19 protein-coding genes are annotated in these 25,722 nt (G+C 59.5%); 3 read left to right on the top strand and 16 right to left on the bottom strand.

The annotated features are described in order from the left end of the window. Nucleotides 1-141 precede the first annotated feature (141 nt). Both WG29040_RS04430 and WG29040_RS04425 read left to right on the top strand, forming a co-directional pair. Entirely contained in the window at nucleotides 142-2,004 is a 1,863-nt protein-coding gene (locus WG29040_RS04430; protein WP_177412929.1) for a bifunctional O-antigen ligase/aminoglycoside phosphotransferase family protein, read from the top strand. Next, entirely contained in the window at nucleotides 2,001-3,206 is a 1,206-nt protein-coding gene (locus WG29040_RS04425; protein WP_127195729.1) for an acyltransferase, read from the top strand. The genes WG29040_RS04430 and WG29040_RS04425 overlap by 4 nt, the downstream gene beginning before the upstream one ends. A gap of 75 nt (nucleotides 3,207-3,281) precedes the next feature. On the opposite strand, the gene WG29040_RS04420 is transcribed toward WG29040_RS04425, so the two are convergent. The 7 genes from WG29040_RS04420 to WG29040_RS04390 form a co-directional block, all read right to left on the bottom strand. Continuing rightward, a complete protein-coding gene (locus tag WG29040_RS04420; RefSeq protein ID WP_127195728.1) occupies nucleotides 3,282-4,166 on the bottom strand; it encodes a glycosyltransferase in 885 nt (294 codons plus the stop codon). Beyond that, entirely contained in the window at nucleotides 4,163-5,314 is a 1,152-nt protein-coding gene (locus tag WG29040_RS04415; RefSeq protein WP_127195727.1) for a glycosyltransferase, read from the bottom strand. Before WG29040_RS04415 ends, WG29040_RS04420 begins: the two co-directional genes overlap by 4 nt. After that, complete coding sequence (locus WG29040_RS04410; RefSeq protein ID WP_029612535.1) at nucleotides 5,311-6,195, bottom strand: DUF6625 family protein; 885 nt, start codon at nucleotides 6,193-6,195, stop codon at nucleotides 5,311-5,313. Before WG29040_RS04410 ends, WG29040_RS04415 begins: the two co-directional genes overlap by 4 nt. 63 nt (nucleotides 6,196-6,258) lie before the next feature. After that, nucleotides 6,259-7,665, bottom strand: coding sequence for a PIG-L deacetylase family protein (locus tag WG29040_RS04405; RefSeq protein ID WP_127195726.1), 1,407 nt, complete (start codon nucleotides 7,663-7,665; stop codon nucleotides 6,259-6,261). A 103-nt stretch (nucleotides 7,666-7,768) separates the two neighbouring features. Beyond that, complete coding sequence (locus tag WG29040_RS04400) at nucleotides 7,769-8,665, bottom strand: antimicrobial resistance protein Mig-14 (protein ID WP_003438932.1); 897 nt, start codon at nucleotides 8,663-8,665, stop codon at nucleotides 7,769-7,771. After that, complete coding sequence (locus WG29040_RS04395) at nucleotides 8,665-9,795, bottom strand: glycosyltransferase (protein WP_127195725.1); 1,131 nt, start codon at nucleotides 9,793-9,795, stop codon at nucleotides 8,665-8,667. The genes WG29040_RS04400 and WG29040_RS04395 overlap by 1 nt, the downstream gene beginning before the upstream one ends. Continuing rightward, nucleotides 9,779-11,536 carry a carbamoyltransferase gene (locus tag WG29040_RS04390; RefSeq protein ID WP_003438928.1) on the bottom strand — a complete coding sequence of 586 codons (1,758 nt, stop codon included), beginning with the start codon at nucleotides 11,534-11,536 and terminating at the stop codon, nucleotides 9,779-9,781. Before WG29040_RS04390 ends, WG29040_RS04395 begins: the two co-directional genes overlap by 17 nt. A gap of 283 nt (nucleotides 11,537-11,819) precedes the next feature. On the opposite strand from WG29040_RS04390, the gene WG29040_RS04385 reads away from it, so the two are divergent. After that, a complete protein-coding gene (locus tag WG29040_RS04385) occupies nucleotides 11,820-13,922 on the top strand; it encodes a TonB-dependent receptor (RefSeq protein WP_127195724.1) in 2,103 nt (700 codons plus the stop codon). A 503-nt stretch (nucleotides 13,923-14,425) separates the two neighbouring features. Here the strand turns inward: WG29040_RS04385 and WG29040_RS04380 are convergent. From WG29040_RS04380 to glnE, 9 genes are all read right to left on the bottom strand, one after another. Continuing rightward, the gene (locus WG29040_RS04380) at nucleotides 14,426-15,865 is read right to left on the bottom strand and encodes a lipopolysaccharide kinase InaA family protein (protein ID WP_010656267.1); all 1,440 of its coding nucleotides are present in this window, start codon (nucleotides 15,863-15,865) and stop codon (nucleotides 14,426-14,428) included. Beyond that, nucleotides 15,865-16,617 carry a lipopolysaccharide kinase InaA family protein gene (locus WG29040_RS04375; protein ID WP_127195723.1) on the bottom strand — a complete coding sequence of 251 codons (753 nt, stop codon included), beginning with the start codon at nucleotides 16,615-16,617 and terminating at the stop codon, nucleotides 15,865-15,867. Before WG29040_RS04375 ends, WG29040_RS04380 begins: the two co-directional genes overlap by 1 nt. Next, entirely contained in the window at nucleotides 16,614-17,348 is a 735-nt protein-coding gene (locus tag WG29040_RS04370; protein ID WP_127195722.1) for a lipopolysaccharide kinase InaA family protein, read from the bottom strand. The genes WG29040_RS04375 and WG29040_RS04370 overlap by 4 nt, the downstream gene beginning before the upstream one ends. Further along, nucleotides 17,348-18,154, bottom strand: a complete 807-nt coding sequence (gene rfaP / locus WG29040_RS04365; protein WP_010656268.1) for a lipopolysaccharide core heptose(I) kinase RfaP — start codon at nucleotides 18,152-18,154, stop codon at nucleotides 17,348-17,350. Before rfaP ends, WG29040_RS04370 begins: the two co-directional genes overlap by 1 nt. Then, nucleotides 18,151-19,275, bottom strand: a complete 1,125-nt coding sequence (locus WG29040_RS04360; RefSeq protein ID WP_003438913.1) for a glycosyltransferase family 4 protein — start codon at nucleotides 19,273-19,275, stop codon at nucleotides 18,151-18,153. Before WG29040_RS04360 ends, rfaP begins: the two co-directional genes overlap by 4 nt. Then, on the bottom strand, nucleotides 19,275-20,336 hold the full coding sequence (gene waaC, locus WG29040_RS04355; RefSeq protein ID WP_003438909.1) for a lipopolysaccharide heptosyltransferase I: 1,062 nt from the start codon (nucleotides 20,334-20,336) through the stop codon (nucleotides 19,275-19,277). Before waaC ends, WG29040_RS04360 begins: the two co-directional genes overlap by 1 nt. Then, entirely contained in the window at nucleotides 20,337-21,371 is a 1,035-nt protein-coding gene (waaF, locus tag WG29040_RS04350) for a lipopolysaccharide heptosyltransferase II (protein WP_003438906.1), read from the bottom strand. A gap of 235 nt (nucleotides 21,372-21,606) precedes the next feature. Continuing rightward, a complete protein-coding gene (locus tag WG29040_RS04345) occupies nucleotides 21,607-22,530 on the bottom strand; it encodes a branched-chain amino acid transaminase (protein ID WP_003438904.1) in 924 nt (307 codons plus the stop codon). 85 nt (nucleotides 22,531-22,615) lie between these two features. Further along, nucleotides 22,616-25,558, bottom strand: coding sequence for a bifunctional [glutamate--ammonia ligase]-adenylyl-L-tyrosine phosphorylase/[glutamate--ammonia-ligase] adenylyltransferase (gene glnE / locus WG29040_RS04340; protein WP_003438902.1), 2,943 nt, complete (start codon nucleotides 25,556-25,558; stop codon nucleotides 22,616-22,618). Nucleotides 25,559-25,722: the final 164 nt, after the last annotated feature.

Raw genomic sequence — 25,722 nt, 5'->3', positions numbered from 1 at the left:
TAAAAAAGGATGCTGACTTTATCACAGCTTCTCTGGTGTACTGCGTGCCGGTTGGGGTGATGCCCCAAGGGGTAGCAAAAACGACATTAAATGGCCACTACGCTAGTATGGCTGTCCAAAATCTGGAATGAATTTTACCGCATGCAATTCAGCTACTTAAGTTATTCAAAACAACGGTTATTTGACTTTATTTGCCTATGGCTCCTGCCCATCGGCTTGTTATTGCTGTTATCCGACCTTTATTTTTTGCCTGGACGCAGCCTTCATCACAAACTTTATTACGCTTTTTTCAGTATCCCTACCCTGATCGCGATCGTTTTACGCCCCCGGGAACTGAAAGAAATCCTGCGCGAGCCCATCATTCTCGGTTTCATTGTGTTTTCAGCATGGGCACTGGTCAGCCTGATCTGGAGCGACACCAGCGACAGCTTCCTCGACGAGCTCAGGCCCCCCTTGCACCTGCTGATGCTGTTTCTGGGCTGCTCACTGCTGATCAAATACCGCAGTGAAAGCCTGCAGCCAGTGTTCTTCAGCGCCGCGCTGATTGCCTTGATCGCCACTGTTTATAACCTGTACATGTTTGCCCAGGCTTACGTCCCGCAAGCCCGGATGGTCGGCGCTGGTGCATTCGACAATCCACTGCTCAGCTCCCATGCCTTCGGGTTCTTTTGTATTTACTGGCTCTCGCTGGCCATGACCTGCAAACGCCCGCATGTCCTGTTAATCGCAATACCTGCCTTTGCCATCATGTTCGTGTCCCTGCTCGCTACGGGCTCAAGAACGCCTCTGGCAGCCATAGTCCTGGGCATGATCTGGCTGAGCTTCATTTGCTGGAACCGTCGCTCGCTGGCGCTGATCAGCATGCTGGCCGCGGGCGGCATTGTGGTTATGACACTGTTCTCCGAAATGATGCTAAGCCGCGGCAGCTCGTTTCGCTTTGATCTGTGGCAATTGACCCTGGAGCAAATCAAGTTGAAGCCCTGGACCGGCCATGGCTTTGACGCCTCCCTGGCCCTGCAACTGCCAGACATCGGCTACGCCTTTAGCGAGCCGCACAACTTCGCTCTGGGGGTGATTTACTACGTGGGCATTCTGGGCTTCGTGCCCTGGCTGCTCATCCAGGCATGGGCGCTGTACAGCAGCTGGCGTCATCGCGTGCAACCGCTGTTCATCCTGGCTTCCGCCTGGCTGGTGTACGGCATTGGTGCCGGCCTGACCGAGGGCGGCGGCATTCTTTCAAGACCTAAAGAGCACTGGTATCTGCTGTGGATCCCTCTGGCCCTGATCGCTGCCCTGAGCATCAATCGGCGCCTGAAAACCCTGCGTGACCGGCCTGTCCACCGGCTACCTGACGCAGCTTTCAACACCTTGAAAGCCCATGCACAGATCATTGAGGAAGACGGTCTGGGGCCTAAAGTTCTGCGTCTGGACAACGGCAACTTCCTCAAGCTGTTCCGCGAGCGTCGCTGCTACACCTCTGGCAGCTTCAATCCGTACTCGGAACGCTTTGCCGTAAACAGCGAGCGTTTGCAGGCTATGGGCATTCCGGCGCCAACAATTCTCGACCTGTACCAACTCAACGACGGCAGCACAGCCGTGCTGTATCAGCCTTTGCCAGGCCAAACACTGCGCCAGGTCATGCAGTCCATGGGCTCACCCGCCGTGCGGCAAGCGCTGGTCGAACGTTTTGGCAAATTCCTGGCCCTGTTGCATGACAAGGGGGTGTACTTCCGGTCCTTGCACCTGGGCAATGTGTTGCTGATGGACGATGGCGAGTTCGCGCTGATCGATATCGCAGACATGCGTATTTTCCCCTCCCCCCTGAGAAATGCCTTGCGCCAAAGAAATCTGCGCCACATGCAACGTTACCCTGAAGACCGCCGCTGGCTGTTCGAAGAGCAACTCCCTGAGCTGCTGCAAGGCTACGCCACACTGGCATCCCCGAGCGCTGTGGAAGGTTTGCGCGTACAGGTTGCCGCGCTTTCCCGGGCGGTCAAAACTTGAGCCTGGCGAACGACAGCGTTCTCTGGGCGCTGATGGCGTATGCCCTGGCGATAGCCACCTCCGGGCTACTGCTGCGGTGTTTCCCGGCACTCCAGCGCCTCCTCAGCCATCCAGGCCAAAGCCGCTATGCCAGCGTCGATGGCTTGCGCGGTTATCTGGCGTTCGGGGTGTTCGTTCACCACATGGCAATCATCTGGGTATTTCTGCATACCGGGGTGTTCGATGTGCCCAAGAGCAAGTTCTACGCCCAGATCGGACTGGCAAGTGTGGCCTTGTTCTTTATGATCACCGGCTTTCTGTTCTGGGGGCGCCTCATGGAAAAGAGGCGCGACTTCGACTGGCTGGCCTTCGCCGTGTCGCGGGTGTTTCGTCTCTACCCGCTGTACTTGCCATTGCTGGTGCTGGTGATTTTCAGCGTGTTTTATATCCAGGACTGGACGTTCAAGGACGCCCCGCTGCAAGTGGCCGGCCAGATCATGAGCTGGCTGATCTTCGACCGGCCCGACATCAACCAGTACCCGCAGACCGGCATTCTGATTTCGAACGTGACCTGGACCCTGAACTACGAAGTGTTCTTCTATATGTCACTGCCGCTGTTCGGGATGGTGTTTCTGTACCGCCGTAACTGGAGGCAGACCGTTTTATGCCTGCTGGGTATCTACGCCCTGTATCAGCTGGTCGGCTGGGAACACTCGCTGAAGAAGCACTTCCTCATGAGTTTCCTGGGAGGTGTGGCAGCAGCCTATTGGGTACGTCAGCCCAGGCTGGCGGCCTGGAGCAAGACGCCTCTTGCGGGGGGCATTGCGCTGATTGTGCTGCTGCTGGTGATTACCCAGTTTCAGAAAAGCTTCGCCTTCCTGCCTCTGGTGCTGCTGACACTGGTGTTCTCGATTATCGCCTCGGGCCACACGCTGTTCGGCGCACTGACCCTGCGCAGCATTCGCTGGATGGGCGAAATCAGCTACAGCACCTATCTGCTGCACGGTTTCCTGATTTGGCTGATGATCCAGCGTACGCCACTGATATTGCCCTTCGATACCACAGAACCACTGACCTTCGTGATGCTGGGGGCGCTGTGTTGTTGCCTGCTGATCATCGTCAGCAGCCTGACCTTCCTGTACATCGAGAAGCCCGGCATGAATGCCGGCAAAAAGGTCGTGGACTGGTTACGCCAGCGCGCGCAGGTCAGGGCCAAGGCTTGACCTGCTGAGCGAGCTTGTTCGCAAGATCCGGTCGTTGAAAAAGCTCGCGAGCCAGCTCATTCCTGCAGGCAGGTCCTAGTCTTTTTCCAGCGGCGAAAAATACAGCCGCCCCAGGCCCCGCCAGGTCTTGCCCGTCCAGTGCCGGAACGGGATTTGAGCCAGCAGTTCCCGGGCCAGGGCCCGGTTGCGATTGGCGGTTTTCAGGAACATGGAATTGAGAAACTTGTACCGCACCTGGTCATACAGCGGGTGATCGCTGAATAACGCGTAGGTTTTCAGAATGCTGTCGATCATGAACCGGTGGTTTTTGTACGAGTTGGTGGCGTGCTTGCGATAGCGCGCCATCACCACGTTCAAGCCATCAATGAAGTACCCGGCATGGGTGACCTTCAGCTCGATATACAGGTCTTCCAGGCGGATCTGCGGATCGAACCCCCCCACTTTGTCCAGCGCCTCACGACGAATCATCAGGGTCGGGGCCGGCGGATAAGGCTTGCGCTCAAGAAACATGTCTTCGAAATCGAGACGGCGAAACGGTACGTCACGGCGCTGGCGCTTCTCCGGGAACAGATTGCCCTCGGCATCAATCAGCTCGATGTTACCCGCGCAAATACCGACCTCGGGCTTGCCGTCCATGTAGGCGACCTGAACTGCAATGCGGTCCGGCATCATGATGTCATCCGAACCGAACGGCACAATCAGGCTGCCTTTGGCGCGGGCAATCGCGCCGTTCAGGGTGTTGGTCAGGCCCTGATTCTGCTGTACCCGAAAGTCGAAACCATGGGCTTGCTGCAGGCGCTGAATGCGCTCCACGCTGTCATCCGGCGAACCATCATCGATAACCAGCAACTCGATATTGGGATAGGTCTGATCCAGAACGCTCTGGATGCTTTGCTCGATATATGGAGCATGGTTGTAGGAAGCGATGATCACCGTTACCAGTGGCTGCGAGTCTGTCATGGGTGATCCTTACGTGCCTGGCTCAAGCCAGAGTCAATCAAGTCCAGATACTCCTGACGGAACACCTCAATGTCATGGTGCTCCTGCAGGTAACGATACGCCTGCTCGCCCTTGGCCTGCAGTGCTGCATCCGGCAATGCCAGGTATTCATCCAGCGCAGCGGTCAGTGTCACCACGTCACTGGGCTTGACTGCCAGACCGCCTGCCCCCTCAATCAACGGCAACATGGCCGGGACATTGGTAGCGATAACCGGCAAATGCCCGCTCATGCCTTCCAGCAGCGCCAGCCCCAGGCCTTCAGCGAGCGAAGGCATGGTCCAGATATCGAAGGCGCGAACGTACTGCAGTGCGTTCTCCTGAAAGCCCAGCAGGTGTGCCCGCCCCTCAAGCCCCAACTGCCCGATCTGCTCGCGCAAACGCGCCTCTTCGCGGCCAGCACCAATAATTGCCAGTTGCGCCTGGGGGTATTTGTCTTTCAGGGCGGCGAAAGCCTGCAGCAAAAAACGATGGCCCTTGATCGGCACCAGGCGACCCAGCGCGCCAATCATCCGCGCATCCTGATCCAGGCCGAGCTTTTCGCGCGCCTGCTGGCGTGGCAGCTGCAAAGCCTCGGCCTGCTCGATGTCGATGGCATTGGTAATGGCGTAGGTATTCTGCTCAGTGAAACCGCATTGGCAGTCGAGCAAGTACTGTTTGACCGCAGGCGATACGCCGACAAAACGCCAGGCTTTATCGATCAGGCGTTTGGCCTGACTGCGCCGGTAAAAGCGGTCGTACTCGCCAAAACCGTGGGAAATCCCCACACACAACGGGATTTTCAGCCAGCGGTTGAGTTGCAGCATCATGTTCACCGGCTTGAAGCGGTTGCAAATCACTACATCGAACTGCTCTTTACGACAGAACTTGTATAACGCCCACATGGCACGGATACGCATGCCCTTGAGCGACTTGTCGCTGAACTCGAAATACACCGAATGATCGGCCTTGCTCACTGGTTCGCCCGGCCCCGGACGACCACGCAAAAATGCCGCCGTGATTTCGTAGCGCTCGCTGGGCAGCGCGCGCACGATCTGCTCGGCAAGGTCGGCAAAGTCATGGGATTTGACGTTGTAATCGGGCTGCAACTGCAAAACCTTTGAACGCTTCATAACTCTCCCCGGTGGAATCCGGTGGCATCAATAACCCAGGAGGGCTCTGCAGCCAGACACTGGATTGAAGCTGGATCGGGCGTTGGCAACTTCGCCCACTCATTACGCTTCCAGCACACGAAGTGAAAGTACGGAAAGGTATGATCGCCGTCACGATCATTCTTCAATATGCCATTCTTCCAGAACCACTTGGCCGGGAAGTTTTCAGTGCCGTCATGCCACTTTATGCAGCCACCCGGCGTGCTGAAGGCCTCGGTAAAGTCACTGGTACGACGAAGCGGATTGAACTTGCCCACCAGTTCAAATAGTGGTTTGGGGAAATTCTTGCGCCACAGGAAGATACGACTGAAAGCCCCTTCGTCCAGCGCATGATGCTGATCGTCGGTAAACCGCTGCTGCCAGCCCTCTATTTTCTTGAACAGTTCGAGCTTGCAGCGTGTATTGCGCATCAAGCACAGATGCCCCGCCACTCGTCGCTCGTGGGTCGAAAACAGATCAAACCTGGCCAGACGCTCCGCCGTGAAATAACTGCGCAAATCGCCGTAGATCAGATCGATATCGCCAAAGGCCCAGAAGTCATAGCCTTCCAGGCAGTCTTCATGGATATAGCCCAGAGCGGGCTTGATATCGCACAATTTGTAGGCATTTTTGGGCGCGAAATTGATCTCCAGGCGCTGCGAGACCTTGCGGCAATAATCAGCAAAACTGATGGTCTGGACTGTCACGTTGGCAGGCAGGTTTTCAGGTACCCCACAGTCACTGAAAAACTGCCAGTCAATATCAGGGTTGTGCCGACAACTTTGCAAAAAAAACGGCATCCAGAACGGCCATTGGCCGAAGTACGGGATGATAAATAAAATACGTGGCGTTGGTTTTATCACTGGGAACTCAATGTAAAGGTCGAGATTAGAGCCAATGCTATGGCCCTGTTTACTGTGCTTTTATTATTGGAGCAGCCAGAAAAGCTCATGACGCCTGACTGCTTTGCGGAAAAACTCATTCTCACCATAAGGTGATGGCTTTCTGCCTGCAAGGAGCTGTTGTATAGAGCGACGAACCCGCCGCTTGAGCGCGGCACGGGGTTGCAGGTCGTGCATCATGCCCAGTGCCATGGCCTTGTCGTGCTGCTGCGCAAGGGTCAGCGACAAACTGCAAGGCTGCAATACCAGGGCCGGGTTGAATACAGGTGGCAATGCAATGCCATCACCGCTATCGCCCATTGGCCAGCGATCGTTATCGTGCAGATGGTTGGCATACCCCAGAATCGTCGTCGGTTGCCACTCCAGCCCTTGCAGCGCCTCAAGAACAGCGGCGTGGGCACAGATGTGATCCGGGTGCGGGTCGATTGCAGGATGCGGCAGCACCATGACTTCGGGGCGCGCCCGCAGGATCAAGGCGCGCAAGTCCGCCAGCAGGTTGTTCCAGGTCGGGGCGCCATCCAGATCACCGGGCAGCGCAAACGGATTGAGCTGACGAAACAGGCGGATATCGCTCAGGTCAGCTTCGCGAGAGGCAACGGGCTGATCGGGGGCCGCCTGCATCGCAGGGAGCTGCAGGCAAAAATACCCCAGCTGCGCGCAATGGGCTTCGGGTACGCCCGCCCAACGCGGTACCACCAGGCTGTCCCAGGCCCGCAGACGGCCCTTGAGTCGCGCCGCTTCGGCGCGTCCAAGGCCCATCTGCTGATAATGCCCGGCTTCAATTTCGCCAGCGGTCAGGGTCACGATCCAGGCCTCTGCGGCCTGACTGTACAACCCGAAAGCGGCCAGCTCGGCATCGTCGGCATGGGGAGCGATCACCATGACCCGCTGATCACGGTAGTCGGGCTGGCGGAACACCCACAGTTCGGGCTCGCCCGCCACTCGGCAAAAACGTCCTTGCAGGCGCAACGTGCCGCTGGCCAGCGATGACGCAAAGCCGCTCAGATTCAGATAGCGCAGGCCGTTAACCCCCCGCTCGAAGGTCTGTTTATCCGTCGCCTGGGCGGCGAACAGTTGCACGAAAGGATCGACAAAACGTCCGAGTATCCCGGCCTTGATCCTGACCGCCAGAATCAGGGTTTCGTCGCCGGTCAGGCTCGGAGGCTGATCGACTACCAGCCTTTCGCCCTCAAGACGTACCGCCACACGCTCGGTGTCCGGCGCAAAGCTGTACTGATAATCATCTTTTGGTGAATAGAACAGGTGGTCGGCAAACCAGGCTTCATGGGCCACCCAGCCCAGAACCGCCAACACCGGCGGCAGCCACCAGGCCAGCAGCACACCGCTGGCAATCAACAGCAGCAGGCCAATCAGCAGACCCACGCGTTTGTTGCGCCGATGGCGCTTGAGGAGTTGTTGTTTGCGGCTCATGGCTTTTGCTCTAAGGCTTTTATTTCCTGTAGGCGCGAGCTTGCTCGCGATCTTTTCACGCAATAACGGAAAGCTCGCGAGCAAGCTCGCGCCTACAAGACCTTTACACTTTGAAGACCGGCACCGGGTTGCACCACCGCTCTTTGTACTCGCGGTCGGCGCGACCGAACGAAAAGCGCAAAGGTTTGTTCAGGCTACGGGCCTGCTCCCAGGCCGACTGGGTGTTGAGGAAGCTCAACACACTGCCAGGACTGAAGGCCCGGGTTTCGGGATCGACACCGCCATTGACATACTCAACGCTGATCCACTGCGGCGATTCAACGCGATACACCAACTGAATAGCAATCGGCAAATTGTTAAGGAAAATCACCGAGCCGATCAACAGCTCGCGCAACAGCTCGATCACCTCTGCCATGCGCTCGGCACCGGTGGCGACAAAACCCCAGCGGCGCAAAAACAGATCGCAGTAAATCGAGGCCAGTTCAACACTGGAAAACTCCGCCACCGGACGTACCACACCGCCCGCCTCTTCCAGCAAGCGCAGTTCGCGGCGCTGGTTATAGCGGAACTTCTTCGAGAGTTCTTCAGGGGTACGGGCCATGGCCAACTGCTCGGGCTGCAGCACCAGGTTGCTGAAACGACCTTCGTTGAGCTGCGACAGATAACGTGCACGATGGCGCAACGGCGCATTGGCGTCAGCGGCCGCGGGCAGGATCAACTCGGCATTGCCCAGATCAAACAGACCTTTTTTGCCGTGCCGCTTGAGCACGTCCTTGGACAGGGCCACATCACGGCCCCAGGCAGGAATCGCCGCTTTGAGCTCGCCATTTTGCTCCCACGCCAGATAACGCACCGGGATCCCGGCCAGTGCGGCCAGGCGCTCGACCACCAGCGGATGGGTCGCGACACTGCCGCCAAAACGCTGCCAGGCCTCAGCATAAGCGGGAGCATCGACAACGCTCCAGCCACGCTCGCGCCAGCCTTGAAATCGATTGAGCATCAGGACTCCGCAGTCAGGTCGGTAACTTGCGGCAAATGCCAGAAAGTGTCGCGCACGGCCTGATCACTAAAGCGCTCCTGCAAGCGCGCCAGCATCAGCTCGGCACAGGCCAGACGCTGTTCGTCATCCAGCACGGCCAGATGTTGCAGGCCCTGGGCCAAATGCTCGGCATCACCCAGCGGGAACAGGATCCCGACGCCTTCGACCACTTCCCTGGCGCCGCCACAGGCCGTGGCCAGCAGCGGAACTCCAGCGGCCATGGCTTCGAGTAGCACCATGCCGAACGGTTCATGATCGGAACTGAGGGCAAACACATCAAACCCGCGGAAATAGCGACGGGCATCAGGCACCTGACCCAAAAACTTCACGTGCTCGGCAATTCCCAGCTCTGTCGCCAGCTCTTTGAGGTCCTGCTCCAGGCGGCCCTTGCCCAGAATTGCCAGCTGACTGTCGGCAGGCAAGCCCGGCAACGCCCTGGCAAAACCCCGGATCAACGTGGCCTGGTCTTTGTCCGGATGCAGGCGCCCGACGTTACCGACAATAAAGCCATCAACCGACAACCCCAGCGCTTCACGCGCCTGGGTGCCCGGCAACTGCCCGGCTTGTACGCCAGCAACATCGATGCGGTTGTACAGCGTGCTGATGCGCCCGGTCGGCCACTTGGGCAGGCACTGGCGCATGTCATCACGCACCGCATCCGAAACACCCAGCAGGCTCAGGCGTTTACGGAACAGGTTGGCGAAAATTTTACGACTGCGACGCTGATAATCGCCAAAGGCGTGATGCACGCCAATCACCGGCAAACCGGTGGCCAGCAAGGCCACATAAATCGGCTTGAAGCGATGGGCGATGCAAAAGCTGAAATTGCGCGAAGCTGCGATTTTACGCAGCTCGCGGATGGCTCCCAGCTTCAGGCCACGTATGGCCTTTGAGCTGAATTCCATAAACAGCACTTCATCAGACGCACAACCTGCAGCCACCTCGGGATCGGCCGCCCCGGTCAAAAAGACCGTGGTAACGCGATAGCCAGTGCCGGCAAACAGGCTGGCGTACTGACGCGCGCAGTCCAGAAACGGCCCGTCATAGCCATGGCAGAACTGCAGTACATGGCGCTCAGTCGAGCGATTCATACGTTTGCGCACCTTCTTTAACAACCAGAATGTCTTCCATGATCAGGTACTGCAGGTCAGAGCCGAAGAACATGTTCAGCGCATCGGTCGGCGAGCAAACCATCGGTTCGCCACGACGGTTGAGCGAGGTGTTCAGCGACACACCGTTACCGGTCAGGACTTCGAGTGCTTTCATCATGTCGTAGTAGCGCGGGTTGTATTCGCGCTTGAGCACCTGGGCGCGGGAGGTGCCATCTTCATGGACAACCTCAGGCACACGGGACTTCCACTCATCCGACACTTCAAAGGTGAAGGTCATGAATGGCGCAGGGTGATCGACCTTGATCATCTGCGGGCCCACGGTATCGAGCATCGACGGGCAGAAAGGCCTCCAGCGCTCGCGGAACTTGATTTGTTCGTTGATGCGGTCAGCCACGCCTTCGCTGCTCGGGCAGCCGATGATCGAACGACCGCCCAGGGCACGCGGGCCAAACTCCATGCGGCCCTGGAACCAGGCCACCGGGTTGCCGTCGACCATGATCTTGGCGATGCGCTCAGGGGTGTTGTCGATTTTGCGATACGCCGGCTTGCCCGGGTGACGGGCACAGGCCGCAATCACGTCTTCGTTGCTGTACGCAGGGCCGAGATAGACGTGTTCCATCTTCTCCACCGGCACGCCGCGAGCGTGGGACACATAGGCTGCTGCGCCCACTGCCGTACCGGCATCGCCGGACGCAGGTTGCACAAACAGCTCTTTGACTTCAGGGCGGGCAATGATCTTCTGGTTCAGCTTCACGTTCAACGCGCAGCCGCCCGCAAAGGCCATCTTGCCGGTCTCCTTGAGGATGTCGCCCAGGTAGTAATCGATCATTTGCAGCGACAGTTTTTCAAACAGCGCCTGCATGCTGGCCGCGTAGTGGATGTAAGGTTCGTCGGCGATATCGCCTTCACGCTTGGGCCCCAGCCACTCGATCAGTTTTGGCGAGAAGTAGAAACCCTTGCCGTTTTCTTTGTAGCGACGCAGACCGATGACGTTGGCGTATTCGGTGTTGATCACCAGTTCGCCGTTTTCAAACGAGGCCAGACGCGAGAAATCGTATTTGCTGGCGTCGCCATACGGCGCCATGCCCATTACCTTGAACTCGCCGTCGAGCATCTCGAAACCGAGGAACTCGGTAATCGCGCCGTACAGGCCGCCCAGGGAGTCCGGATCGAAGAATTCCTTGATCTTGGTGATCTTGCCGTTTTCGCCATAACCGAAGAAAGTCGTGGCGTACTCACCCTTGCCGTCGATGCCGAGGATCGCGGTTTTCTCTTTGAAACCCGAGCAGTGATAAGCGCTGGAGGCGTGGGCCAGGTGGTGCTCAACCGGTTCGATCTTGATTTTTTTCGGATCGAAGCCCAGTTGCTCAAGACAGAACACGATCTTGTTGCGATAGCGCTTGTAGCGACGGTTGCCCATCAGGATCGCGTCAAGGGCGCGGTCCGGGGCGTACCAGTAACGCTTGGCATAATGCCAGCGCGCCTTGCCGAACAAGCTGATCGGTGCGAAAGGGATCGCAACCACGTCAACGTCGCCAGGCTTGATACCGGCCTGTTCTAGACAGAATTTCGCCGATTCGTAGGGCATGCGGTTCTTGGCATGCTTATCACGTACAAATCGCTCTTCTTCCGCCGCTGCGACCAGCTTGCCGTCAATATACAGGGCTGCGGAGGGGTCATGGCTCAGGGCGCCGGACAGGCCAAGAATCGTCAATGCCACAGGTTGTGCCTCTTTGGAATGCAGGCAGGCGGCAGGCGCCTGAAAAAATGGTGTGCTGCGCCCAAGGCGCAGAAACAACTAAAGGGCGGGATTATAGCGTAAAGCGCGAGGGAATGACCCAGCGCGATTTGCCGCGCTCCCCGGCCCTGGAACAGGCCTCCCGAGCCGCCACCCATGCCCTGGCCAAGCAATCCGGCGCGGCACCCGCTAAACTGCGCGCCCTCTGCTAGCCTGATACCCGTCGCCCAGACAGGTCGCTTCACACGGAATCCCTGAACCGCCCATGAAATTTTTTGCACCTACACGCCTTGCCATGCTGCTGCCCGGCCTGAGCCTGGCCTCCACCGGTTTCGCCGCCCAAACCCTGGAACTGGACCCGAGCGTCATCACCGGCTCGCGCAGCGCCAGCCCGAGTTTTGATCTGCCGTACTCGGTAGACAGCATCAGCCAACAGCAAATCAGCGACGGCCAACTGGGGATTAATGCCTCGGAGGTTTTATCCCGGGTGCCGGGGCTGGTGGTGCAAAACCGTCAGAACTACGCCCAGGACCTGCAAATTTCCTCCCGTGGCTTTGGCGCGCGCTCGGCATTCGGCGTGCGTGGCATCAAGTTGATTGCAGACGGTATCCCGGCCAGCACTCCCGACGGTCAGGGGCAAGCCGCCACCTTCAACCTCGATACCGCCGAGCGCATTGAAGTGTTGCGTGGCCCGGCGGCCACCTTGTACGGCAGCAACGCCGGCGGGGTTATTCAAATGTTCTCCCGTGATGGCGAAGGCCCGCCGCGCATTGGTGCCGAAACCCTGATCGGCAGCGACGGCATGAGCAAAAACCACCTCACTGCCGAAGGCGCCACCGATGATGTCGGCTTTGTACTCGATGCCTCGCGCATGGACACCGACGGCTACCGCGACCACAGCGCTGCACGTCGTGACCAGACCTTTGCCAAGCTCAACCTGCACCCCGATGAAGACAGCAAGCTGGCGCTGATTTACAGCAGCCTTGAGCAAAACGGTACCCAGGACCCGCTGGGACAAAGCTGGGATGCCTACAAGGCCGACCCGCGCTCGGTGACCCCCGCAGCCCTGACCTACAACACCCGCAAGAGCATCGACCACCAGCAACTGGGGATGAACTACGAGCGTTATATCGGCGACGCCACCCTGCAGGTCAATGCCTACACCGGCACCCGCAGCGTTATTCAGTACCTGGCGATTCCCAAATATGTAGGAAAGCCACCAGTTCTCAACCCCTCCAACAACCAGGGCGGCGGTGTGGTTCAGTTCGACCGCAAGTTCTACGGTGGCAGCCTGCGCTGGCTGCAACCTGTGGCTGGCGTGCCGGGCGAACTGACCCTGATTGGTGGTCTGGACTTTGACCAGAGCCAGGACAGTCGCCACGGTTACAACAACTACATAGGCGACCAACTGGGGGTCAAAGGCGCGCTGGTACGCGACGAGGTCGATACCGCCCGCAGTCTCGATCCGTATGTACAGGCCAACTGGGCCATCGACGACTGGACCCTGCAGGCCGGCTTGCGCTACAGCACCATGCAAATGGACGTCGATGATCAATTTTTGAGCAATGGCGACGACAGCGGCACCAAGCGCTATGAAAAAGCCACGCCGTCGGTCAGCGTGATGTATGCCTTCACCCCTGAGCTGCATGGTTATGTCAGCGCAGGCAAAGGCTTTGAAACCCCGACCCAGGCCGAGCTGGCCTATTCACCCAGCGGCACTGGCTTTAACTTCGGCCTCAAGCCTTCCGAAAGCACGCAGTACGAAATGGGCCTCAAGGCGCAGATCGACAACACCCGGATCAACGCGGCCGTGTTCCAGATCACCACCGAAGATGAGCTGGTGGTTTTGGGCAATAGAGACGGGCGTACGACCTACCAGAACGCCGGCCGCACCCTGCGCCGCGGGTTTGAACTGGGGATCGAAAGCCAGCTCAGCGAGCACTGGACCACTACCCTGGCCTACACCCGCCTGCAAGCGACCTACGACAGCGACTTCGCCAGCACCAAAGGTACTGTCGACAAAGGCAACTACCTGCCAGGCGTACCGCAGACCACCTTGTTTGCCGAAGTGAACTGGAAGCCGGCCGACTGGGTCAGCACCGCCATCGAAGGCATGTACCGCAGCAAGGTCTACGTTGAAGACACCAATACCGAAAAAGCTGCGCCGGCTTATAGCGTATTCAACTGGCGGGCCAAGTTTGAACAGAAGGTCGAGCACTGGACCTTCCACCAGACCTTGCGCCTGGACAACCTGCTGGACCGTCAGTACGTGGGTTCGGTGATTGTGGCCGACGGCAATAGACGCTTCTACGAAGCCGCGCCGGGCCGTTCGTGGTATGCCGGCGCCGGAGCCGAATACCGCTTTTAAACGCCCCCCCGCCCCTGTAGGAGCGAGCTTGCTCGCGAGCTCTTCCAACGCCGCAACGAAACGCTCGCGAGCAAGCTCGCTCCTACAGAGAGTTGGGGGATCAGGGCTACCGGGGGCCGCCGGGGCCAGATACAAACAGCGAATCCCCCCGTAGAGCGAGCTTGTCTCGCGAGCTCTTCCAGCGCCGCAACGAAACGCTCGCGAGCAAGCTCGCTCCTACAGAGGGTTGGGGGATCAGGGCTACCGGGGGCCGCCGGGACCAGATACAAACAGCGAATCCCCCCGTAGGAGCGAGCTTGTCTCGCGAGCTCTTCCAACGCCGCAACGAAACGCTCGCGAGCAAGCTCGCTCCTACAGAGGGTTGGGGGATCAGGGCTACCGGGGGCCGCCGGGCCAGATACAAACATCGAATCCCCCCCTGTAGGAGCGAGCTTGTCTCGCGAGCTCTTCCAGCGCCGCAACGAAACGCTCGCGAGCAATCTCGCTCCTACAGAGGGTTGGGGTCAGGGCTGTCTTGGCAGGCGGCCGTCGATCACTTGATACAAGGCACTGTCCACCGGCCAGTTACGCATGAAGCGTGCACGGTCGCGGACATAGGCCGGGGCGAAACTACTCAGGGAGCGGTGCTGACACATTGAATCCAGATCAATCAGTGCCCAGCGCCCTTCGTCCCAGAACACGTTGTGACCCTTGAGGTCTCCGTGGCTGATGCGCTCGCGGATCAAATCGGCAAACAGGCCATCCAGCGCCTGCAACTCGACTTCTGGCGCATTACCCTGCTCAACATAGGGCGCAAAGCGCTCGATGATGTCCGCACCCGGCAAGTACTCGGTCACCAGATACGCTTTACCGCGCAGCCAGCAAAAACGTGTTTCCAGCAGCGCCAGCGGCCTGGGCGTAGCAATGCCGAGAAACCCCAGGCGGTTGCCCTCGCGCCACGAATGCCATGCCCGGCTCGGACGCCAGAAGCGCTTGAGCCAGTGGGCAAAGCCCTTGATGTTGTAGCGCTTGACCACCAGCGTGCGGCCCGCCACTTCGACCTTGCCAACACTCGCCGCGCCACCGGTCTTGTACAGGTGCCCCCGATCGAGCAAGGCATCGGCTTGAGCCAGTACCGGCAGCATCGCCGCCTCCTGGTCGCGGCGAATGGCGCGCAGGGCAAAAGCCCCGCGCTGCACGCTAAACAGGGTGCAGTCGCGCCCGACCTTGGTCAAAAAATCGTTCAGCCGCCAGGCACGGACTTTCTCCACCTGCTTGAGCAGCGCTTCCAGCGGCAGTGCGTGTTCACCATTGCTGAGCAGGTAATGCACCAGCAATTCTTCGATAAAAGGCTCCAGGCTTTTCGGCAACTGGGCGAAGAACACGCCGAGATTTTCCAGTACTTTTTGTCGCGACAGCGGCTTGCCCGCCTCTTCGACGCAAATCCCCGCACCGTCGATCAAATACAGTTTGCCGTTGTGACGCAGCAGGTTGTCCAGGTGCAGGTCTTGCTGCCAGAGCCCCTTGAGGTGCATCTGCCCGATCGCCCCCAGGGCCTCTGCCAGAACAGCTTGCTGCTCATCGGCCAGTACCGGCAGAGCCTGCACGGCTTTCCAGGCCATATCGAGGCTTTGGGCGTCTTCCAGAAATTCGAACAACAACCAGCCGCCCTCGCCTTCCTGCAAACCGTCGGCCAGCAGCAAAGGGGTGGTCAGGCCTTGATCGGCCAGCAGACGCACGCCATTGAGTTCACGCTGAAAATTGCGCGCGGCTTTAGGGCCGACCATCAACTTGGCCAGTACCGCACGCCCGCGCCAGACACCGGCGCCGACATAGCGCTGGCCCGGCAATACACGCAGCAAGGTCAATAGTTGCAACCGCGCCGGCCCGGCGGCGTCCGCCAGTTCAATGCTGAGCGGCAAACCCGGCGCACGCCCGGCTTTTTGCAATTCGGACAGGCGCATCAACGTTCCCCTTTGCGGCTACGGCGCAGGTTAAGGCGCTGATACAACGCATCCACCAGGCCGCTGTCAGCCGGTTGCTCCAGATAGGCGGCGAGCAAGGCGCGCACCCCGGCTTCAGTCCAGGCATCTGCCCGGCGCAGCAACGGCTCGATGTCCTTGACCCGATCACGCTGCCCCAGCAGCAACGGGCGGGTTTTCTCCAGATCGATCAGTTGCGCGCGATAGGCCGCACCGTCAGGCTGCAGGAATATGTGTTTGGGATAAAAGCAGCCGTGAACCTGGCGCACCGCGTGCAGCCGGCGGGCCAGTTGACCGCATGCCTGCAAGATCGCCTGCTGTTGCCCGGCTGTCAGCTGCGGCCACTGTTCGAGCAAAGAATCCAGGTCATTCCAGCCATCCAGAGCGCGGGTCATCAGGATCGCCCGACGTTCGCCCGGCACTTTGCGCTCGCCGAAGAACACGGCCTCCAGCGCCGGAATACCCAGCGTTTTGTAGCGCTCGATATTGCGAAACTCGCGGGCAAAACTCGGCTCGCCCAGGGGGCTATGCAGGGTGCGGGTCAGGTAATTACTCTGGCGCTTGAGGTAAAAGCCCTGGCCTTCCAGATCCATACGAAACACGCTGCTCCAGCCACCACCACTGGTGTTGGGTTCGTCCACCGCGTCCAGTTGCACGGCCCACAATGCATCAAAGTCGGCCAGCCCGTTACGCTCAAGCAAGGCGCGGTCAGTGCCTGCAATAAAATCAGTCATTCCCGGCCCTCAAAGAAACGCACGATATGACGAACCCGCTCTTTGTCCGCCGCATTGAGTGTATTACGCCCCGTGTACTGGAAATAAAAACGCAGGCGCTGGGTGGCAGACAGGTGGTATTTGGCCACTTTGTCGAGGCAGGCCAGGTCTTTGGTGATGCGGTACTTGAGCCAGAAACCGCGCCAGAAGTCGCCATTGGGGCAGTCGATCAAATACAGTTTTGCCTGATCGTCGATCAGCAAGTTGCGCCACTTGAGGTCGTTATGGGTGAAGCGGTGGTCGTGCATGATCCGCGTATAGCGAGCCAGTTGACGACTCACACCGTCGACCCAGAGCCGATCCTTGAGCAACGGATCGTGGTTGTCGGCCAGTTCTGACAAGTCGCGGGTATTGGGCAGTTCGCGAGTAATCAGGGCGCCACGGGCATAGGCCGCACCGCTGCGCTCAAGGCCCCAGGCCACGACTTCTGCCGTGGGAATGCCCCACTTGGCGAAACGCTTGAGGTTTTGCCATTCGGATTTGACCCGCGGCCGCCCCAGATAACGGCGCAAGCCTTTACCGGCTCCGGTGTAGCGCTTGACGTAATAGTTGACCCCGGCGCGCTCGACGCGAATCACTTCGGACAGCGGGTCGCGGGTCAGGTGCTCTCCCTGCAAGGCGAAGACCGCGTCCAGAGTGCCAAAATCCGCTGCCAGAGCGCTGTAAGCCGGTTCCAGATTCCAACCCGCCATTACAGTGCATCCCCATAACGCAGTTTGCGTTCATAGAGTTTGCTTGCCTTGCCTTCCAGCCACGCCAGCAGGCGGGCTTCTTCGCGCAGGATCTGGCGTAGCGGCAACTGGAAATAACCGCGCAGGAAGCGCAGTTTGTCGCGTTGTGTCAGACCGATGTCCAGCGCCGAGAAGTACAGCGCCGCCAGGTCTTTATTGCGCCAGCGCTTGCTGATCACAGTGCGGGTCTGGGCACGGTGCAGGTCGATGATGGACAGGCGGAAATTGTCCGCCGTGACCGGCTTGTCGGTGTGCAGCAGGAAGTGGCAGATGTAGCAGTCGCGATGGTTGACCCCAGCGCGGTGCATCATGCCGGTCATGCGTGCCACTTCGGCGATCAGCGCGTGCTTGAGTTTGGGCTGCGGCGGCTGTTTGACCCAGTTGAGGCTGAAGTCTTCGAGGCTGACGGTGGGCGCCAGCTCTTCAGTGATGATGAACGAGTGCTGCGCGGCCGGGTTGCTGCCCTTTTCGCCATAGGCGACGGCCGTCATGGTCGGTACGCCGACTTCATGCAGGCGCTTGATCGCACGCCATTCCTGGCCCGCCCCGAGTACTGGCAGCTTGGCGGTCAGCAGGTTTTTGAAGACTTCACCCCAGCCAATGCCACGGTGAATTTTCACAAAGAAACCACGCCCGTCGACTTCAGTACGCAAGGTACGTCGACCCTCCAGCTCGCGGTATACCTCGCCTTCCAGACGCTCGACTTCGGTGAACGCATCGCGTCCGGCCCACAAGCTTTTGAACGGTTCGGCAAGAATCAGTTTCATCGGTGTTGCTCCGCCAGAATCACATCCGCAGCGTGCTGCGGCATGCTATAGAGGTCGGCCGTCTGCGCGTAGGCCAGGCCGTTTCGGCTCCAGGCCGCACGCGCAGCATCGTCGGACAACATGTGTGTCAGGTATTCATTGAGCTGGTTCTGCTCGAAAGGCTCGTCCAGCACCCGCCCGCAATCGGCGTCGCTGATGTAGTGGGCATAGCCGCACACTGCGCTGACCAGCACCGGCAGCCCGGCCACCAGTGCTTCCAGCAGTACCGTGCCGGTGTTTTCGTTATAGGCCGGGTGGATCAGCAAATCGGCGCCCAGCAGGAAACGCGGGATATCACTGCGCCCTTTAAGGAACTGCACATGGTCGCCCAGCCCCAGGGTGGCGCTTTGCAGCTGGAAGACCTTGGGGTCGTCCTGGCCGATCACGAACAGTCTGGTGCGCTTTTTAAGCTCAGGGGGCAAAGCGGCCAGAGCTTTCAAGCTGCGGTCCACACCCTTGGTCTTGAACCCGGAGCCAATCTGCACCAGCAACAGGTCGTCATCGGCCAGCTGGAATTCGCGGCGGAACTCGGCGCGGATCTCGGCCGCGTTGGCCGGTGCCCGGCGGTCCAGCGCGATACCCGGTGGCAGCAAATGGAAGCGCTGCAACGGGGTCTGGTAATGCTTGATAAACAGCGGTTGCTGGACCTCGGAAATCATCAGGATTTCGGTCGCAGCATCCTTGTCGAATACCGCACGCTCATATTCGGCAAAGTGCTTGTAGCGCTTGAAATGGCGATACATCGCGTGCCGCAGGTTCTGCGCCTTGTCTTCAAAACAGCCGTCCGCCGCGTAGTACACGTCCAGACCCGGCATTTTGTTGAAGCCAATCACCCGATCGACCGGGCGCTTGGCCAGATCGGCCTGCATCCAGGCGAGCATTTTTTCATTGCGGGTGTGGTTGAAGAACGCCTTGACCGGCGCCACCAGCACTTCGAAGCCCGGCGGAATATCGCCTTCCCAAATCATGGTATAGACCCGGATCTGGTGCCCGCGCTTCTGGCACTCCAGGGCAATGCGCATGAAATCGCGTTGCAGGCCGCCAAACGGGAAGTATTTGTACAACACAAAAGCCAGTTGCATCAGCGCAGTTCCTCAGCCAGTAACAACGTGCTTAATCGACTTGCGACACGCTCGGGGTTCAGGCGAGTGAAGCACAAAGGCCACTCGCTCTTCAGATCAAACCGCTGCTGGTCCTGTGCAGTCGGCTGGTAAGTACATTTTTTCTGCAGGCACGGGGCACACGGAAAATCGCTGGCCAGGTGAATCTGCACCTTGCCATAGGCACCCGTGAGGCCGGGATTGGTCGGGCCGAACAGGGAGATGGTGGGCACATCCAGTGCCGCTGCCAGATGCCCAAGGCCGGTATCGACCGCCACACAGGCACTGGCGCTGGCCAGCACCCTGGCAACACCCGCCAGGTTCAGCCTGGGCAGTACCACGGCGTTGCCCAAGCCACTGGCAATGCGCTCTGCCCTGGCCTTTTCCGCCGGGTTGCCCCAGGGCAAGCGGACTTCAATGCCCTTGTGTCCCATGCGTAGCGCCAGATCGCGCCAGTACACTTCAGGCCAGTGTTTGGTATCCCAGGTGGTGCCATGCAAAAACAGTACGTATGGCTTGTTGCGCGGTAATTCAATCAGCCGCTCAACATCGAGCCCGTAATCGCCCAGCCCCTTGGGCAGGTCGTAGCCCAAGGCAACGGCAAACAACTGGCGCAGGCGCTCAACTGCATGCTGCCCCCTGGCTACGGCCAGGCGGCGTTGATAAAAGCGGCTGGCCAGCGGTTCGCGGGCAGAGTTCTGGTCCAGGCCGGCCACCGGAGCTTTGACATAGCGCGTCAGCCAGGCACTTTTGAGCAGGCCCTGGGCATCGAGCACCAGGTCGTATTTCTCGGCGCGCAGACTTTGCTTGAAGCGCCGCCATTCACCGCTCTTGATGGTTTGCCAGATATTCTTGCGCCAGCGGCGAATGGCCACCGGAATGACTTTTCCCACTGCCGGGTGCCAGGTCGGAATCTCGGCAAAACCTTCTTCCACTACCCAGTCGAAGGTGATCCCCGGAATGGCCCGCGCCGCATCGGTCAATGCCGGCAGGGCATGAATGATATCCCCCAGGGATGAGGTTTTTACCAACAGGACGCGCACCTATTTGACCTCGACCACAGAGCCGTGCAAACGCTGCAAGGCTTCAACCACCGGCTGCGGCATCAACTCACGCAGACAGTTGTAGTGGCCGAAACGGCAGGTACGATCAAAGCAGGGGCTGCAATCGAGACCCAGGCGCACGATCTCGACCTTGTCGGCCAGGGGCGGGGTGAAGCCCGGCGACGTGGAGCCATACACCGCCACCAACGGGCGATTAAGCGCCGCTGCCACATGCATCAGCCCGGAATCGTTGGACACCACCGCATCGGCGCACGACAGCAGGTCAATGGCTTCCGCCAGGGAAGTCTCGCCGCTGAGGTTGACCGACTCTTCGCGCAGCCCCGGAATCAGCCGCGCGCGGATGTCTTCGCCCACCCCGTGATCGTTTTTGGAACCGAACAGCCAGACTTGCCAGCCTTCGCGAATTTTTTGCTCGGCCACCGCCGCGTAGTGCTCCGACGGCCAGCGCTTGGACTCGCCAAACTCGGCACCCGGGCACAGCGCCAGCACCGGACGGTCCAGCGCCAGACCGAATTTGCCCAGTGCCGCAGCGCGACTCACCGGGTCGATTTGCAACGCAGGACGCGGGTACGGCCGAGGCAGGTCTGCCCCGGGCTCATAGGCCAGGGCCATAAAGCGCTCGATCATCAACGGATAGCGGTCTTTATCGAGCTTGCGCACATCGTTGAGCAGGCCGTAGCGGAACTCGCCGCGCCAGCCGGTGCGTTTGGGGATACCGGCGAAAAACGGCACCAGTGCCGATTTCAGCGAGTTGGGCAGCAGGATTGCCTGATCGTATTGACCCTTGAGGGACTTGCCGATCTTGCGTCGCGTGGCCAGTTCGAGTGCGCCGTGGCCGAGCGGAAAGCTCAAGGCCTGACGAACTTCAGGCATGCGCTCAAGGATGGGCCGGCTCCACTCGGGGGCCAGCACATCGATTGCGCAATCCGGATGACGCTGTTTCAGGCACTGGAACAGTGTCTGTGCCATCACCATGTCACCGACCCAGCTGGGCCCAACGATCAAAATATTCATAAGTTTCCATAAACGAGCAAGGGAGGCATTCGCCTGATACCTGTCTGTTAAAAGCCCTGTTACCTCAACCGCAGGAGCGGGCTTGTCTCGCGATGATCTCGATAGCGCCGCGTTTATCCAGTAAACACGCGTTAGCGTTAACGACCATCGCGAGCAAGCTCGTTCCTACAGAAACAGCGTTCATTTAACTGACGGGAATCAGGCATTCGCCTCCCCGCTGTAGTGCCATATCGCTTTATTTGACCAGTGTACGCCACTCTGGGTGAGCAGTAGTCTTGCCGGTTACCAGATCAAAGTAGGCTTTTTGCAGTTTTTCGGTAATCGGACCGCGACGGCCAATACCGATCAGTCGCCCGTCAACTTCGCGAATCGGCGTCACTTCAGCGGCAGTGCCGGTAAAGAAGGCTTCGTCGGCGATGTACACCTCGTCCCGGGTAATGCGTTTTTCTACAAATTTGTACCCAAGCTCGGTGGCCAGGGTCAGGATCGTGCTGCGGGTGATGCCGTTCAGGCAAGCCGTCACGTCCGGGGTGTAAATCACGCCGTCCTTGATCAGGAATACGTTTTCGCCCGAGCCTTCAGCCACGAAGCCTTCAGGGTCCAGCAGCAACGCTTCGTCAGCACCGCCGGAAATCGCTTCCTGCAGGGCCAGCATCGAGTTGATGTAGTGACCGTTGGCCTTGGCCCGGGTCATGGAGATGTTCACGTGGTGACGGGTGAAGGAGCTGGTACGCACCTTGATCCCGACTTCCAGGGCTTCGGCGCCCATATAGGCACCCCAGCTCCACGGGGCGATGATCACATGGACTTTAAGGCCGGTGGCACGCAGGCCCATGGCTTCAGATCCGTAGAACACCATCGGCCGGATGTAGGCGCTGTCGAGGTTGTTTTCACGCACCGCCAGGCGGGTCGCTTCGTTGATTTCGTCTTTGCTGAACGGGATCTTCATGCCCATGATGTGGGCCGAATCGAACAGGCGGTCAGTGTGCGCCTGCAGGCGGAAAATCGCCGGGCCTTGCGGGGTTTCATACGCGCGCACACCTTCAAACACGCCCATGCCGTAGTGCAGGGTATGGGTCAGCACGTGGGTTGTAGCATCGCGCCACGGCACCAGCTTGCCGTCATACCAGATCACACCATCACGATCAGCCATCGACATCATTACGCTCCTCAAAGAATCCAGCACCTGCGCATGACACGTCAGGCAAATTGGACGGGCCTTATGAACCCGCCGGATACGTTTTCTAGCTCAATCCTAGCTCAGACCAAATGCGCCGTACGTGTTGACGTTCGACCACAAATTGATCCCCCGTGACCACCCCGGCCTCCTTCTGCAAGGCTTGCCGGTGGGCTACGGCGCGAAAGGCCTTGTAAGCCTCGCGCAACAGGGCAGCATCAGCGGCGGGTATCAGCCCGTCCTGCTCCAGCCCTTCCAGAATGCGGATGTTATCGGTGTAGCGCAGTACCGCAGGGTGTTCCCTGGACCAGGCCAGAGCCGCGTATTGCACCATAAATTCAATATCGACGATACCACCGGCGTCCTGCTTGAGGTCGAACGGCACCGTGGCCTGGAAGGCATTTTCCGCGGTGCCTGCAGCAGTGATCCGGGTACCGAGGTTGCCACGCATTTTGGCCCGCATCTCGCTGACTTCCTGGCGCAGGGTCGGCAAATCGCGCTCCCGGCACAGAATGCTCGCACGCACTTGCTCGAATGCTGCGCCCACTTGCTTGCAACCGACCAGGACCCGGGCCCGCACCAGCGCCTGGTGTTCCCAGGTCCAGGCTTCGCTTTGCTGGTAGCGCTCGAAAGCGCCGAGCGAGCTGACCAACAGGCCTGAAGCGCCTGACGGGCGCAAGCGCATGTCAACTTCATACAGCTGCCCGGAGTTGGTCTGGGCCGTCAGCAAGTGGATGATGCGCTGGCCCAGACGGGTGAAAAACTGCGCGCTGTCGATGGGCTTGGGACCATCGGTGTCAGCGTTGGGGTCGCCATCGTGAATAAACACCAGATCCAGATCCGAGCCGTGCCCCAGCTCGATCCCGCCCACTTTGCCATAGCCCACGATAATGAAACCGGGATCGCACAGACTGCCGTCGGCCCGCTGCGGCGTGCCGTACTTGGCCACTGTCTGGCGCCAGGCCAGCGCCAGCACTTGTTGCAGAATGGCTTCGGCCAGCCAGGTGAGGTAGTCGCTGACCTTCATTAAAGGCAGGCTGCCGGCAATTTCCGAGGCCGCAACCCGCAGGCGGTGGGCCAGTTTGAAGTTACGCAAGGCCTCCATTTGCTGCTCAAGGTCGTCCTCGGGGATCCGCGTCAGGCGTTCGCGCAGTTCAGCGGCCAGCTCCGGGGCCAGGGGCGGCTTGAACAGACGACTTTCATTGAGCAACTCATCGAGCAACAGCGGGAAGCGGGTGATCTGTTCGGCAATCCATGGACTGGCCGCACACAGGGTCAGCAGGCGCCGCAGGGCGTCAGGGTTTTCGGTCAGCAACACTAGATACGCGGAACGCCGGGCCACCGCCTCCACCAGCGGCAACACCCGTTCCAGCACCAGATCGGGGTTGGCATGTTCGACCGCCTGAGCCAGCAAACGCGGAATAAAGGCATCCAGCCGCTCGCGGCCCAAACGCTGCATGGCACGCAGTTGCGGGCTGGAGCGCAGGCTGGCCAGTTGCTTCAAGGCATTGGGGGCATCGACAAACCCGGCTTCCTGCAGTTGCGCGCAGGCCGCGGCGTCATCCTGGACTTCTTCCCACAACGGCAACCACTCACCGCCGACGATCAGCTCACCTTCGTCGATGTCCTCTTCTTCGTCCGGGTCGGCAATCACCTGACGGAAATGCCAGTCGATACGGCCGCGCCACATCATCAACTGTTCATGGAACGCGGCCCAGTTGTCGAACCCCATCATGAATGCGATACGCGCCTGATCCTGCTCGGTGTCCGGCAGCATTTGGGTCTGGCGATCGGCAATGGCCTGAATAGCGTGTTCGGTGTAACGCAAAAATTCGTAACCTTCACGCAACTCGCTGACCACCTGCGCGGGCAGGTAGCCCTGGCCTTCGAGAATGCCCAGCACTGTCAGCAGCGGACGCTGCTGCAGGCTGAGGTCGCGGCCGCCGTGGATCAGCTGGAAGGCCTGGGCGATAAACTCGACTTCACGAATCCCGCCGGCACCCAGCTTGATGTTGTCGGCCATGCCCTTGCGCCGCACTTCCTGCTGGATCAGCTGTTTCATGGTGCGCAGGGCTTCTATCGCCGAAAAATCGAGGTAGCGCCGGTACACGAACGGGCGCAGCAAACTGAGCAACTGTGCCCCCATCGCCTGATCACCGGCCACGACCCGGGCCTTGATCATGGCGTAGCGCTCCCAGTCGCGCCCCTGGTCCTGGTAGTACTGCTCCAGAGCGTTGAAACTCAGCACCAGGGCCCCCGAGGAACCATAAGGGCGCAGGCGCATGTCGACACGGAATACAAAACCGTCAACGGTCATCGGGTCCAGGGCCTTGATCAGGCGCTGGCCCAGACGGATAAAGAACTCCTGATTGTCCAGCGCACGCTTTGCCCCGACGGTTTCGCCGCCCTCGGGGTAGGCGAAAATCAGGTCGATGTCCGATGACAGGTTGAGCTCCACGGCGCCCAGCTTGCCCATCCCCAGAATCACCATTGGCTGCGGTTCGCCACTGCGATGCCCGGTAGGCGTACCGAATTGCTGGCAATGGCGCTGATACAACCAGCGATAGGCCTGATCGATGCTGGCATCGGCCATGTCCGACAGGTCGCGGCAGGTTTCAACCAGATCGGCCTGGCGGTTGAGGTCACGCCAGATAATCCGGATTTGCTGACGGGTGCGCTGACGCCGCAGCACGCGCCCCAATTCGTCATCGGTGGCGGCCGTCTCGACAGCTTCTGCGATTTGCCCGCACAACTCACCAGGTTTGAAGCTGCGGTCCAGCTCCCCACTGCGCACCAGATCAAGCAACATCACAGGATCACGCAATGACTGTTCAATAAAGAAGTCGCTCGCCGCACTCACCCGCTCAAAGGCAGCCCAGCGCTCTGGCGACCAGTCATCAAGCCCGTGCTCGCCGGCAAGTTGCGCAACAGCAGCGCGCCATGACTGCTCGCTACGGCTGACAAGTGGCAATAAAAGGCTCGGAATTGCGGCAAGCGAGGGAAGGCTCATGGTCTATCCTTGATCGGCGAAGGTGTTGCCGAGTACGGTGACAGGAAGAAACAGCGGTTAAATCCGACTGTCGAACAAAGGTTACAAATAGCTGAAATTTCTATTTAATTGGCAGCCAACCTGCAATCTGAAGATCAAATTGCAAATCAAGCACCAACAATATC

It is taken from the genome of Pseudomonas sp. PAMC 29040 (assembly GCF_003994535.1).
GTDB classification, from domain to species: domain Bacteria; phylum Pseudomonadota; class Gammaproteobacteria; order Pseudomonadales; family Pseudomonadaceae; genus Aquipseudomonas; species Aquipseudomonas paraversuta.
Note: the sequence above shows the minus strand (reverse complement) of the source record. Positions and strands in the feature narration are given on the sequence as shown.